Annotated in this window: 11 protein-coding genes and 1 tRNA gene; 6 read left to right on the top strand and 6 right to left on the bottom strand. The window is 42.4% G+C overall.

What is annotated here, in order from left to right; all coding sequences use genetic code 11:
* Position 1: 1 nt before the first annotated feature.
* The 3 genes from BACINT_RS07845 to BACINT_RS07835 form a co-directional block, all read right to left on the bottom strand.
* Entirely contained in the window at positions 2-289 is a 288-nt protein-coding gene (locus tag BACINT_RS07845; RefSeq protein ID WP_004310673.1) for a helix-turn-helix domain-containing protein, read from the bottom strand.
* A 124-nt stretch (positions 290-413) separates the two neighbouring features.
* The gene (locus BACINT_RS07840) at positions 414-1,322 is read right to left on the bottom strand and encodes a hypothetical protein (protein WP_007662042.1); all 909 of its coding nucleotides are present in this window, start codon (positions 1,320-1,322) and stop codon (positions 414-416) included.
* A 238-nt stretch (positions 1,323-1,560) separates the two neighbouring features.
* A tRNA-Leu gene (locus tag BACINT_RS07835) sits at positions 1,561-1,644 on the bottom strand.
* 157 nt (positions 1,645-1,801) lie between these two features.
* Here BACINT_RS07835 and BACINT_RS07830 point away from each other — a divergent pair.
* Positions 1,802-2,887 carry a mannose-1-phosphate guanylyltransferase gene (locus tag BACINT_RS07830; protein WP_007662040.1) on the top strand — a complete coding sequence of 362 codons (1,086 nt, stop codon included), beginning with the start codon at positions 1,802-1,804 and terminating at the stop codon, positions 2,885-2,887.
* Between the two features lie 109 nt (positions 2,888-2,996).
* Here BACINT_RS07830 and BACINT_RS07825 read toward each other — a convergent pair whose 3' ends face one another.
* The 3 genes from BACINT_RS07825 to BACINT_RS07815 all read right to left on the bottom strand — a co-directional run bounded on the left by BACINT_RS07825 (position 2,997) and on the right by BACINT_RS07815 (position 5,243).
* Positions 2,997-3,389 (bottom strand): HIT family protein, encoded by a 393-nt coding sequence (locus tag BACINT_RS07825; RefSeq protein ID WP_044154835.1) that lies wholly within the window; start codon positions 3,387-3,389, stop codon positions 2,997-2,999.
* Positions 3,390-3,442: 53 nt separating this feature from the next.
* Positions 3,443-3,907, bottom strand: a complete 465-nt coding sequence (greA, locus tag BACINT_RS07820; protein ID WP_007662037.1) for a transcription elongation factor GreA — start codon at positions 3,905-3,907, stop codon at positions 3,443-3,445.
* A 184-nt stretch (positions 3,908-4,091) separates the two neighbouring features.
* Complete coding sequence (locus BACINT_RS07815; protein ID WP_021967544.1) at positions 4,092-5,243, bottom strand: TlpA disulfide reductase family protein; 1,152 nt, start codon at positions 5,241-5,243, stop codon at positions 4,092-4,094.
* A 204-nt stretch (positions 5,244-5,447) separates the two neighbouring features.
* On the opposite strand from BACINT_RS07815, the gene pnp reads away from it, so the two are divergent.
* The 5 genes from pnp (at position 5,448) to BACINT_RS07790 (ending at position 13,282) form a co-directional block, all read left to right on the top strand.
* Positions 5,448-7,592 (top strand): polyribonucleotide nucleotidyltransferase, encoded by a 2,145-nt coding sequence (gene pnp / locus BACINT_RS07810; protein ID WP_007662032.1) that lies wholly within the window; start codon positions 5,448-5,450, stop codon positions 7,590-7,592.
* A 168-nt stretch (positions 7,593-7,760) separates the two neighbouring features.
* The gene (locus BACINT_RS07805) at positions 7,761-8,321 is read left to right on the top strand and encodes an RNA polymerase sigma-70 factor (RefSeq protein ID WP_007662030.1); all 561 of its coding nucleotides are present in this window, start codon (positions 7,761-7,763) and stop codon (positions 8,319-8,321) included.
* 89 nt (positions 8,322-8,410) lie between these two features.
* Positions 8,411-8,599 (top strand): hypothetical protein, encoded by a 189-nt coding sequence (locus BACINT_RS07800; protein ID WP_021967541.1) that lies wholly within the window; start codon positions 8,411-8,413, stop codon positions 8,597-8,599.
* A gap of 134 nt (positions 8,600-8,733) precedes the next feature.
* Positions 8,734-9,669, top strand: a complete 936-nt coding sequence (locus BACINT_RS07795; RefSeq protein ID WP_007662026.1) for a FecR family protein — start codon at positions 8,734-8,736, stop codon at positions 9,667-9,669.
* 187 nt (positions 9,670-9,856) lie between these two features.
* On the top strand, positions 9,857-13,282 hold the full coding sequence (locus tag BACINT_RS07790) for a TonB-dependent receptor (RefSeq protein ID WP_007662024.1): 3,426 nt from the start codon (positions 9,857-9,859) through the stop codon (positions 13,280-13,282).
* The last annotated feature ends 9 nt before the right edge of the window (positions 13,283-13,291 follow it).

Raw genomic sequence — 13,291 nt, 5'->3', positions numbered from 1 at the left:
ATTATTTCTTTAGAGGACGGTTAAGGATATACTTCTGCGCTTCCTGCTCTATCTGCGCCTGCGTCTTCACCGGGTTCTGACGCAACCACGCTTCCAACTCCGCTTTCTCAAAATAAAGCATTTTGCCCTGCGGTTTGTAATGAGGTATCAAGTTACCCGAAGTCAGCTTGTACAGGTAACTTTTTGAAAGATTCAAGAATTTGCTCGCTTCATCGAAGCTAAGCACATTCTTTGAAAGGAACAACATCTTTTCGAGTTCGGAAACTCTTAACTCTAAATCTCTTTCCATATTGTTTAGGAATTTAGGTGAAACAATATGAAGGTGCGCACCCTCGTTTTTTTGTTAACGGGGGCAAAGTTAAGAGCTTGAACATGAAGTCTAATTGACCTTTGTTTGAGCGTTCAATCTATGCTCAACCTTTTTTCAGTTGTTTGATGTATTTGTCTATGATTTCATATCCTTTCGGATAGATAGATTTTGCTTGGTCTGTCGCGCTTGACAAATCAGTACGTGTAAGTGGTTCGCCTTTTATCTTTCCCAATATCAGCTTATTGTTTGCTATGACGGACTGCCATTCATAAACAATGTAATTATAGCAACCAAGCTGCATCATGAGATAGGCAAACAAACGTGTATTATTGACTTTCAGGACTCCGTCAAGTTTACAATTGAAAAAATCGGTAAGTATTTTAGCATTTATGGTGGTAGTAAAAACATGAGCTTCATTAATACAGTCGGCAAGCAAGTTGATTTCCTTCGGGGTAAGTACGGATTTGAAAGGGCTGATTTTGCCTACAATCTTGACTGGCTTATTTTCCGTACTTTCTTTTTTCTCTTTTGGCAAGGTCTGTTCTTGGATGGCAACCGTATCTGTATAGTATTTGCTTTCTTGTTCTTGAAGATGGGTCAAATACTTAGAAAATACGACAAAATTAATAATGATAGAAAAGTAGGGAAGTTGTTCTTCATAACAGGATGGTTCACGTAAATATGCATCCATATCGAAATTAGAACACCGGAAACCTACATACTTTCTTTTTTCATCAGGATTTAAGACCTCAAAGAAACTGCTTTCCCACAGGAAATCGGGAATATTTATATCCAACACAATGTATTGCAATACACGGTATTTTTGTTGAATGGTTACAATATTCTCAGTCACACGGAAAATTTCTTGGCGCAAATAGTCCTTTAGTTGGGCTTGCGTCAAATACTCACGCTTTAAAAATAGTTCATCTACTTTGGTTTTATAGTCATGTGCTATGCAACTATCTAAAATCTTCTGTATCTCTCTGAAATTGGTTTCTATATAATTTTCCATAACCGTATCTTTATAAAATCGTTTCCACTACAAATATAAGCTGGAAATCTTATTTTCCGAGAAAACATTGGCAATAATAAGGGAGAAAGGAAAGTATAAGAGTTAAGAAATTATAAAGATGCAGGGGCGAGAACTATAAAAGTACACTCTATTCTTGTTTTCGTCAATCAGTACACATTTAGTACGCCTTACAGAAAGAGAAAATCCTGATAATCAAGCGATTATCAGGATTTATTCGTACCCAGACCCGGGGTCGAACCGGGATGGAAGTGAATCCACTGGTGTTTGAGACCAGCGCGTCTACCGATTCCGCCATCTGGGCATGCTTGATTTCTCAATTGCGGTGCAAAGATACAGCTTTTTTCTAAACCTGCAATACTTTTCCTAAAAAAAGGAGAAAAAAGTCATAAAACATTCTGCAAACATTCCGTGTTTCCAAAATATAGTGTACTTTAGCAGAAACTTTTAAAACAAACGATATGACAACAAATAAGGATAACTTCTGCGTTATCATGGGTGGAGGTATCGGTAGCCGATTCTGGCCATTCAGTCGAAAAACGCTCCCAAAACAGTTTCTAGACTTCTTTGGTACAGGCAGATCACTGCTTCAACAAACCTTCGACCGCTTCAACAAAGTTATTCCTACGGAGAACATACTTATTGTTACAAACGACCTGTATGCCGACCTCGTAAAGGAGCAACTGCCCGAATTGAATCCTGAACAGATATTACTGGAACCTACACGTAGAAATACAGCTCCGTGCATTGCATGGGCAGCCTATCACATCCGCGCATTGAACCCGAATGCAAATATTGTGGTAGCCCCATCCGACCATTTGATTCTGAAAGAGGGTGAATTCCTTGCTGCTATCGAAAGGGGCTTATCTTTCGTATCACAATCTGAAAAACTACTTACCCTCGGCATCAAACCAAATCGTCCTGAAACAGGCTATGGCTATATACAGATAGCCGAACAAAGCGGAGATAATTTCTACAAAGTGAAAACCTTCACCGAAAAACCGGAGTTAGAATTAGCTAAAGTATTCGTAGAAAGTGGAGAATTTTATTGGAATTCCGGACTCTTTATGTGGAATGTAAACTCTGTCATTAAAGCTGTAGAAGCATTACTTCCCGAACTGGCTTCTAAATTGGTTCCGGGTAAAGACGTATATGGCACTCCAGCCGAAAAGGCCTTTATTGATGAGAACTTCCCTGCATGCCCCAATGTCTCCGTTGATTTTGGCATCATGGAAAAGGCCGACAATGTATATGTTTCATTAGGAGATTTCGGTTGGTCCGACTTAGGAACATGGGGCTCTCTTTACGATCTGTCCCCAAAAGATGAGGAAGGAAATGTGACGCTGAAATGCCAGTCATTATTATACAACAGCAAAGGAAATGTTGTAGTACTCCCAGAAAATAAGCTCGCTGTCATCGATGGACTGGAAGGTTATCTTATTGCCGAGTCAGACAATGTGCTGCTCATCTGCAAAAAAGACGAAGAACATTCCATCCGTAAATATGTAAACGATGCACAAATAAAATTAGGTGAAGATTATATTTAACCGGAAAATGGAGAATTGAAAGCACAGACTTTCAAATCAGAATAAAGGAAACGGGGACTGAATTTACTTCAGTCCCCGTTCTTATTATCAAAAGGAAGGAGTTTTATTTTTAGAGTGCTGTACGAATCGCTTCGGCAATTGCTTTAAATTCTTCATCAGAAAGCTTCAGCTTCGGATTAGAGAACAGCATATCCGATTCTTTCTGGATAGGAATGAGATGTATATGCGCATGAGGTACTTCTAAGCCAATCACTGCTTCACCCACTTTCTTACAAGGAAAAGCTTTCTCGATGGCACGTGCCACTTTCTTGGCGAAAACATGCATTGCTGCCAAGTCTTCGTCACTCAAATCGAAGATATAATCCACTTCCTGTTTGGGAACGACCAACGTATGACCTTTCACCAACGGATTGATGTCCAGAAACGCAAAGAATTTATCATCCTCTGCCACCTTATAGCTCGGTATTTCACCTGCGATAATTCTACTGAATATTGTTGCCATAACTTTTATGATATATAAATTAAGGCAAGCCCGCATGCGGACCTGCCTTTACATTAAAATGATATGTTCATTACTTCAAGGTTAACCATACCCTGCGGTACTTTGATCTCGGCTACCTCACCTACCTTCTTACCAAGTAAGCCTTGTGCAATGGGCGTGTTAACAGAAATCTTACCTTCTTTCAGGTTGGCTTCGCTTTCCGAAACGATAGTGTAGGTCATCTTCATGCCGTTCTTCACGTTCTTCAGTTCTACCTTGTTCAATATCTGCACGGAGTCTGTTTTCAGCTTAGACTCATCAATAATCTTGGCATCTGCTATAATCGTCTTCAATTTATTGATTTTCATCTCAAGCATGCCCTGAGCCTCTTTGGCAGCATCATACTCTGCATTCTCCGACAGGTCACCTTTATCACGTGCTTCGGCTATTGCAGCCGAAATCTTAGGACGTTCTACCGTCTCCAATTCTTTCAGTTCGGCCATCAATTTCTTGTAGCCATCTTCTGACATATAAGCCATACTTTTTTCCTCCTTTTTAGTTTCTAAATGGTATTATATAACAAAAAAGAATTCCAACATGGTCAGCATGCTGGAACCCTCTTTCGATTTTTCTTTTGCAAAGATAGCCTTTTAAACAATGCGTGTCAAGCAAAAATTGCTGCTATGTAACATATTTAAATAAAAACTTCTAATTTATAACAAGTTACAGCAGTGCTTTCACAGCAGCATCCAGGTCTTTTATAGTCTCTCCACGGGCACTCAGCTCACTATTCCGGTTAATCAGGAACAACGAAGGAACTTCCTTAACGTTATACATGCCGGCCACATTTGAGTAAATTCCATTGGCATCTCTCACACAAATCCAGGGCAGATTGTCAGCGGTTGTTTTCCAAAAATGTTCGTCTGCATCCAGTGAAACCTGATAAATCACCAGTCCCTGGTCCTTATATTTAGTATAAAGGTCATTCAACAAGAAATTATGGGGAGCAGAAGCTGCACTCTGGTAAATAGTAAAGTCAAGCAATACGACTTTGCCTTTCAGTTCACTCAGTTTATGAGTGTTACCTTTCATATCACGGAGAGCGATATCAATGATACCTGTTTCAGAAATCGCCTCTTCCGGCAACTCCAGAACTTTCTGTTGCGGTGTACGGGTATTTTTCATTCCCTTAATCACAATATTATAAAGGTTTTTAGAGCGTACGGCATGCGGGTAATAGTTATTCAGGCTGGTTGCTACAGCAGCAAAGCACTTGATATCTTCTTTATTGTTCAAAGGATCGAAAATAAGATAATTATTCAGCTTCTGGAATAAAGCGAAATAAGCAGCCGCCGTGTTGGGAGCAGAAAAGATATATTTTGTTTTCACTTCATCTTTATAGTCCTTCATCAAGGTAGCCAGTTTCTCTTCAAACACATCAGCACCTATCTGATGAGCTTGCATCTTCTTCACCAACTCATTCACCTCATTTTGCAACTGCACTTGTTTCAATGTCAGTTCTTTTATCTTGGTACTATTTGCCGATCCCTCCACTGTATAAGCAGTAGCAAAATCAGCATACGGAGCTTTCAATCCGATAGTTTCCGTAGAATCTACTGAGAAATTGATAACCTTGTCGTCCACACGAAGGCGGTAAAATTCCGGAGACTCCGGACGTGTTTGTTTGAAACTGAAAGAACCGTCACCCTTCAATTTAACAGAATCCAAGGGTACGATACCCTCCAAAGCAGCAGCTTCCAGATACAGCATTTTACCGTCGGCACCTGAAACTTCGCCTTCAACTTTGAATTTCGGTTTAGAATTACATGCGCTCAAAGCCAAAGCGGCAAGCGCAACAATACAGATCTTTTTCATATTTAGCTTCTTAATTTCTATTAGAACGAACGTGCAAATATAGCTCTTTTCAAGTTTAGTCAAAGCATTTTCATTGCATCTTCCACACGGAAACTCAAAAAAATAGTCAATTATAAACTTTTTTATCTCATTCCCACCTGATTACATGAATTAATATGTATCTTTGCACGAATTTTGAAAGAAAATATAGATAAAACATTTTTTATGATTAACCCAATTGTTAAGACGATCGAGCTTCCTGATGGCAGAACCATCACACTCGAAACGGGAAAGCTGGCAAAACAGGCAGACGGTTCTGTAATGCTTCGTATGGGTAACACCATGCTTCTTGCTACTGTTTGTGCCGCTAAGGACGCAGTTCCCGGAACAGATTTCATGCCGTTACAGGTAGAGTACAAAGAAAAATTCTCCGCATTCGGACGTTTTCCCGGCGGTTTCACCAAGCGTGAAGGACGCGCTTCGGATTATGAAATCCTGACTTGCCGCCTTGTAGACCGTGCTCTCCGCCCCTTATTCCCCGATAATTATCACGCAGAGGTATATGTAAACATCATCCTCTATTCTGCCGACGGCGTTGATATGCCTGATGCCTTGGCAGGACTTGCAGCTTCTGCTGCCCTCGCTGTTTCAGATATTCCTTTCAACGGACCGATTTCCGAAGTACGTGTAGCACGCATCAACGGAGAATTCGTTATCAACCCGACTTTCGATCAGTTGGAAAAAGCAGACATGGACCTTATGGTAGGTGCCACTTATGAAAACATCATGATGGTAGAAGGTGAAATGAGTGAAGTTTCCGAACTTGACTTGTTGAACGCCATGAAAGCAGCTCACGAAGCAATCAAAGTACAATGTCAAGCTCAGAAAGAATTGGCAGAAGCAGTGGGTTCTACCGTAAAACGCGAATATTGCCACGAAGTAAATGATGAAGAACTGCGTAAAGCCGTTCATGATGCTTGCTACGCAAAGGCTTATGCCATCGCAGCTTCCGGCAACAAAAATAAGCACGAACGCATGGACGCTTTCGATGCTATCCGCGAAGAATTCAAAGCACAGTTCAGCGAAGAAGAATTGAGCGAAAAAGCAGCACTGATCGACCGTTACTACCATGATGTAGAGAAAGAGGCTATGCGCCGTAGCATCTTGGACGAAGGCAAGCGCCTTGACGGACGTAAGACTGACGAAATCCGCCCTATCTGGAGCGAAATCAGCTACTTGCCCGGACCTCACGGTTCTGCAATCTTCACTCGTGGTGAAACTCAATCTCTGGCTACTGTCACCTTGGGTACCAAACTGGATGAGAAGATCATCGACGATGTACTGGAACATGGCAAAGAACGTTTCTTGCTTCACTATAACTTCCCTCCATTCTCTACCGGAGAAGCAAAAGCACAACGTGGCGTAGGCCGTCGTGAAATTGGTCACGGACACTTGGCATGGCGTGCACTGAAAGGTCAAATTCCAGCAGACTATCCGTATGTAGTACGCGTAGTATCCGATATTCTTGAATCTAACGGTTCTTCTTCCATGGCTACCGTATGTGCCGGAACACTGGCATTGATGGATGCAGGTGTGAAGATCAAACAACCGGTATCAGGTATCGCTATGGGATTGATTAAAAATCCGGGTGAAGACAAATATGCCGTATTGTCCGATATCCTTGGTGATGAAGACCACCTGGGCGACATGGACTTCAAAGTAACAGGAACCAAGAATGGTATCACCGCCACTCAAATGGATATTAAGGTAGACGGTCTGTCATTCGATATTCTGGAACGTGCCTTGAACCAAGCCAAAGAAGGACGTATGCACATCCTCGGTAAGATTCTGGAAACCATTCAGGAACCACGTGAAGAACTGAAACCTCATGCTCCACGTATTGAAACGATGACTATTCCTAAAGAATTCATTGGTGCGATAATCGGCCCTGGTGGAAAGATTATCCAAGGTATGCAGGAAGAAACAGGTGCTACAATCACTATCGAAGAGGTAGACAATATCGGAAGAATCGAAATCTCCGGAACCAACAAGAAGAGCATTGATGACGCTATGCGTCTGATTAAGGGCATTGTTGCTGTACCGGAAGTTGGCGAAGTATACAAAGGCAAGGTACGTTCCGTAATGCCTTATGGTGCTTTCGTAGAATTCCTCCCGGGTAAAGACGGTTTACTCCACATATCTGAAATCGACTGGAAACGTCTGGAAACAGTAGAAGAAGCCGGTATCAAAGAAGGTGACGAAATCGAAGTGAAATTACTCGATATCGACCCGAAGACCGGTAAGTTCAAGCTTTCCCGTAAAGTATTGCTTCCGAGACCAGAAAGACAGGAAAGACCTGAAAAGAAATAAGAAATTCCTTATTCTTTAGTATACAAAGCCCGACGGAAATCCGCCGGGCTTTCTTTTTGCAAAAAAGAAAGAGGGAAACCAGAAAAATCTTTTCATACTTTTGCGTATTCCGAAAAGATTATGTTACTTTACAATATTAACCTTAAATAAGAAAGAGAATATATAAAAATGCCTTTAGCTGGAAGCCTACATACTATGGATTTATTTTCTCGTTTCTTTCGGGAGAACCAGGAAAAATTCCTTGCCTTTGCCTACTCCTATACCAGAAGTTGGGCAGAAGCAGAGGATATTTTAATGGAATCCATGATCTCTCTGTGGGAATGTCGCGACCGTTGGGAAGAAGATAAAGGTTTGCATTCCCTGCTCCTTACCATTATCAAGAATAAAGCTCTCAACTACCTGGAACGTGAACAAACACGTCTACGTATTGAGGAAGATCTGCATTCGCACCGTCAGCGCGAACTGGACTTGCGCATTGCTACTTTAAAGGATTGCGAACCCGACAAAATATTCAGCACAGAAATACAGCACATCGTAAATAAAGCTCTGGAAAAGATGCCACCTCAAAGCCGCGAAATATTCATGCTCAGCCGTTATAGCAACCTACCGAATAAAAGAATAGCGGAACAACTGAACGTTTCCCTCAAAACAGTGGAGTTTCATATCACTAAAGCTTTACGTATTCTTCGTGTGGAACTAAAAGATTATCTGACTTCTATTCTTCTCTGATAAAACTCTTCTGCTTTTCTTTGATAATATAAATAAAAGGCATATGTTTGCAGCATCAGTAATATTGCTGGCTATTAAACATGGTAGTTATGAGATATATTGTAATAATATACTACGTGCTTATCGAGGGAGAACAAATTTTTGAAACCCTGAATGTCAACAAGAATATTGAAGCAAGCTCCCCGGAGGAAGCCATAGGCATTGCTTACAATCTATTTAAAGCCGAAGCTTCGGACGAATGCTACATTGTATCCATCATTCCCAACGCAGTAGATTGATGCAGTAAATAGCTTTATTATTTCATTAAACAAAAAAAGTTTCATTTCCCGTTAGGGTAGTGACGAACTTATCTGTATTAATTATAGAAGGACAGGAAAAACCTCCCTTATTTAATTAACCATTTAAGTACGTCATGAATCAAGAACTATTATATAAGTATTTTAGAGGAACTGCCACCATTGAAGAAGAAAAGCGCATCCTTGATTGGGTGGAAGCCTCGGAGGAAAACCGAGAAGCTTTCCTGAAAGAGCGTATGATATTTGATGTGGCCCTATTCTCTGACAGACAGAGCAGCAAGAAAAAGACATTCCGTCTGGCTCCGATACTCAAATGGGGAATGCGCATAGCTGCCGTTATCATCATAGGTGTATGCGGCTACTTCATGACAAACGATTACCTCTATAATAAACTCGCCCAACCGCAAACCATTACTGTCCCTGCCGGACAGCGTGCACAAATCACCCTTGCTGACGGTACACGCGTATGGTTGAATGCACAATCTACATTAACTTATGCTTCCAACTTCGGACGTCGTGAAAGAAATGTGGAACTGGATGGTGAAGCCTACTTTGAAGTAGCAAAGAATAAAGATATCCCCTTCTATGTACACACCGAAATGAATAAAGTAAAGGTAGTAGGTACCTGCTTCAATGTTTGTGCCTATAAAGACAGTAAAGAATTCGAAACTACCCTCGTAGAAGGTATTGTAGACATTTATCCCGCCAATAACAACAAAGTCATCACCCGTTTGCAAAAAGATGAATTCTTTGGAAACTATGACGGGAAATGCAAAAAGGTTATACTTCCTTCTTATGAATACTTACGGTGGAAAGAAGGATTATATTGCTTTGATGATGTACCGTTCAGCTGCATCCTTACCAAACTTGAAAAATACTATAATGTAAAAATAACCGTTTCCGACCCCAAACTGCTGAATTATGATAGTTGCACCGGAAAATTCCGCGAGCAGGACGGCGTAGAGCATATTCTTCGAACCATTTCAAAAGATCATCCTTTTGAGTTCAGCATCAATGAAGAAAAAGACTCGATTTTTATTTACGAGAAATAATTTGATATCAAAGATAAAACCTTAAAATTTAGTACTAACCCCTTAAATAGAAAAGCATTATGAAATAGAAGAAACAGTCTACTAATTACCCCCACAAAAAAGATCGGAAAGTACCCCCATACTTTCCGATCCGAAACAGTCAAAAATCGACCTTAATCAATTTATTAACTTAACACATTACAAAGATATGAGAAAAATTTCTTTGAATGGGCTTTTTTGCCCAAAAAGTTTAGTATTTAAGCAAATATTACGAACTATGAAGATCACACTATTCCTTCTTTTGTTTGTAACGTTCCAGGCATACAGCCACGCTACCTACTCTCAGAGTGCAAGAATCAGCATCCCCCGTTCTGAGTTACGAGTAGGCGAAATCCTCGATAAAATCGAGGCTCAGACCGAATATTTGTTTGTCTACAATAAGAAAAGTGTGGACGTGCGCCGCACCGTAAATATAGATGCAGACAATCAACCGGTGTCCGAAGTTTTGGACGAAATCTTTAATGGTACCGACATCAGATATGTAATGGAAGGCAAGAATATTGTGCTGACCAAACAAAATGAAAAGGCAAGTGAAATCATTACTGCCGTACAACAAGAGAATATCTCTGTGAAAGGTGTTGTTACCGATACGAAAGGTGAGCCCATTATCGGTGCCAATGTCGTGGAAAAAGGAACTACAAACGGTTGCATTACCAATATAGACGGTGAGTTTACACTAAACACTCCAACCAATGCAACGCTGGTTATCAGCTTTATCGGATACCAGCCTGTAACGATTGCTCTCAACGGGCAGCAAACTCTCAATGTACAGATGCAGGAAGAAGCCCTGTCACTGGAAACGGTTGTAGTAACCGCTATGGGTATCAAGAAAAAAGCTGCTTCACTGACTTACTCAACCCAACAGGTGGGCGGCGACGAACTGACACGTGCCAAAGATCCGAATATGATTAATGCATTGGCCGGAAAAACCGCCGGTGTATCTATTACACGCAACTCCTCCGGTTTAGGGGGTTCTGCCAAGGTTTCCATCCGTGGTATTCGTTCTGCCAACGCCGACGGTAATAACCAGCCATTATATGTCATTGATGGTGTGCCTATGCTGAATAACACATCAGAACAAGCCTTTTCCGCCATGGGTGGCAATAATGATACCGGTAACCGCGACTCCGGTGACGGTATCTCCAACCTCAATCCAGACGACATTGAAAGCATGAGCATCCTGAAAGGTGCTTCCGCTGCCGCTCTTTACGGTTCGCAAGCTGCTAATGGTGTAATCCTTATCACTACTAAGAAAGGAAAAGCCGGCATGCAACGCATCACCTTCTCTTCCAACCTCACTGTAGACCATGCCATCAGCCTGCCCGAATTCCAAAACAGATACGGCGCCAGTGGCGAAACCAGTTGGGGCGCAGAAAACGCAAGTATGAAAGCTTATGACAATGTGGGCGACTATTTCAGTAACGGAGTGACAGCCACAAACTCCTTATCCGTCACAGCAGGAAAAGAAAAGATGCAAACCTACTTCTCTTATGCCAACACCACCGCCAGCGGCATTGTTGATGTAAACAAACTTCAGAAGCACAACATCACTTTCCGCGAAACAGCTTCCCTCTTCAACGAACGCTTGACACTGGATGCCAACGTGAACCTGATGACCCAGAAAATCAAGAACCGCCCTACTTCCGGTGGTTACTATATGAACCCATTGGTAGGTTTATATTCCTTTCCGCGTGGCGAAGACATGAGTGTTTACCGCGACAACAACGGTTTCGAAAGATATGATGCCAACAGAGCTATGCCCTTACAGAACTGGTATACAGACATTAGTGGTTTCACTCAGAACCCTTATTGGTTAAACAACAGAGTTACCAGCAACGACAGACGCTTCCGCACAATGGCTTCACTGAGCGCCAACCTGAAGGTAAACGACTGGTTCACCATCCAGGCACGTGGCAATGTAGATTATATCAACGATAACTACGACCAGAAAATGTACGCCGGTACAGCAGCCGATGTAGCCCACGAAAACGGACGTTACATCAAGCTGAACCGTCAGGAATTCATGATGTACGGCGACGTGATGGCAATGTTCAACAAAACCTGGAACGACTGGTCACTGAATGCAGCCATCGGTAGCAGCATCAACACTACGAAAGTGAACTCACTAAGCCTCGACTCCGGAAAATCCGGCTTGTACAAAGCAAACGTATTTACAGTCGCCAACATGAATCTGGGCGGCGCCGGAACTTCCTTCATCGACGAACTGAACGATCAAAGACGCACCATCCAATCCCTCTTTGCAACAGCACAAATCGGCTGGAAAGAAAGCCTTTACTTAGACCTGACCGCCCGTAACGACTGGTCGTCTACACTGGCCAACACGAAGAGCGAAGGTTCCGGTTTCTTCTACCCCTCAGTAGGTGTATCCTGGATTTTGAACCAGACACTCAACCTCCCGTCATGGATCAGCTTCGGTAAAGTCCGCGCATCTTGGGCACAAGTAGGTAACGACCTTCCCATCGGCATCACCAGCCCGGCACAGACTATTACAGCCGGTGGCGTAGTCAATCCTATCGACTATTACTTTGCCGAAGACCTAAAACCGGAAATCAGTACCTCTATCGAATTTGGTACCGAGTGGAGATTCTTCAACAGTCGCTTGGATTTCGACTTTACGTTCTATCGCACCGATACCAAGAACCAATTGATCCGGGTGAACACGACTGCCGAAAAGCGCCGTTTCCGTTGGATTAATGCAGGTAAGATTCGCAATACCGGTATTGAAGTCACTGTAGGAGCCACTCCGCTGATGAACGATAACTTCCGTTGGAAAACTCAATTCAACTTCGCTACCAATAAGAATGAAATTGTATCTCTGGGCGGAACACCCAGTTTCCAGTATGCTTCCGGCAACGTAAGTATGCCTTATAAGATGATGGTTGTAGAAGGTGGTTCATTGGGCGACATCTACGGCAACGTATTTGTACGCGATGAAAGCGGCAAAATTCTTTTGGAGCCGGCAACGGACAAAGATGGTAATGAGAACAAAAAAGCCGGCCTGCCGCAGGTAACCACTGACAAGGCTGCCAAGATTGGTAACTTCAATCCCGACTGGACCCTTGGCTGGAGCAATACTCTGACTTATAAAGGTTTCTCACTTTACTTCCTGATTGATACCCGCATGGGTGGCGACGTTATCTCACTGACGCAAGCCGGTCTGGATTATGCAGGTGTAAGCAAAGCAACCGGTGATGCACGCGCAGCAAAGCGCTACATGCTGGAAGGTCAGGAAATCAAGAACGTACAAGGTTTCTATCAAATGGTAGGCGACCGCGGTAACGGTACTACCGAATTCTACAGATATGATGGAACTAACATCCGCTTGCGTGAGCTGTCATTGGGCTACTCCTTCCCGCAGCAGATGCTCGAAAAGACAGGATTCATCAAAGGTGTAGACCTCTCACTGGTGGCCCGCAATCTGTTCTTCATCTACAAAGATGCCCCGTTCGACCCGGACGCAACAATGTCCGTAGGTAATGATAACCAAGGTTTGGATACCTATGGTATGCCTTCAACGAGAAACATTGGATTCAATATTAAACTCACTTTCTAACACCTGAAC

Origin of the sequence: Bacteroides intestinalis DSM 17393 (assembly GCF_000172175.1) — a bacterium.
Classification (GTDB): Bacteria; Bacteroidota; Bacteroidia; order Bacteroidales; family Bacteroidaceae; genus Bacteroides; species Bacteroides intestinalis.
This window is presented reverse-complemented; position numbering and strand designations above follow the sequence as displayed.

Coding starts and splice junctions, on each gene's coding strand:
- BACINT_RS07845 (WP_004310673.1), bottom strand. CDS start 289: ATGGAAAGAGATTTAGAGTTAAGAGTTTCCGAACTCGAAAAGATGTTG.
- BACINT_RS07840 (WP_007662042.1), bottom strand. CDS start 1,322: ATGGAAAATTATATAGAAACCAATTTCAGAGAGATACAGAAGATTTTA.
- BACINT_RS07830 (WP_007662040.1), top strand. CDS start 1,802: ATGACAACAAATAAGGATAACTTCTGCGTTATCATGGGTGGAGGTATC.
- BACINT_RS07825 (WP_044154835.1), bottom strand. CDS start 3,389: ATGGCAACAATATTCAGTAGAATTATCGCAGGTGAAATACCGAGCTAT.
- greA (WP_007662037.1), bottom strand. CDS start 3,907: ATGGCTTATATGTCAGAAGATGGCTACAAGAAATTGATGGCCGAACTG.
- BACINT_RS07815 (WP_021967544.1), bottom strand. CDS start 5,243: ATGAAAAAGATCTGTATTGTTGCGCTTGCCGCTTTGGCTTTGAGCGCA.
- pnp (WP_007662032.1), top strand. CDS start 5,448: ATGATTAACCCAATTGTTAAGACGATCGAGCTTCCTGATGGCAGAACC.
- BACINT_RS07805 (WP_007662030.1), top strand. CDS start 7,761: ATGCCTTTAGCTGGAAGCCTACATACTATGGATTTATTTTCTCGTTTC.
- BACINT_RS07800 (WP_021967541.1), top strand. CDS start 8,411: ATGAGATATATTGTAATAATATACTACGTGCTTATCGAGGGAGAACAA.
- BACINT_RS07795 (WP_007662026.1), top strand. CDS start 8,734: ATGAATCAAGAACTATTATATAAGTATTTTAGAGGAACTGCCACCATT.
- BACINT_RS07790 (WP_007662024.1), top strand. CDS start 9,857: ATGAGAAAAATTTCTTTGAATGGGCTTTTTTGCCCAAAAAGTTTAGTA.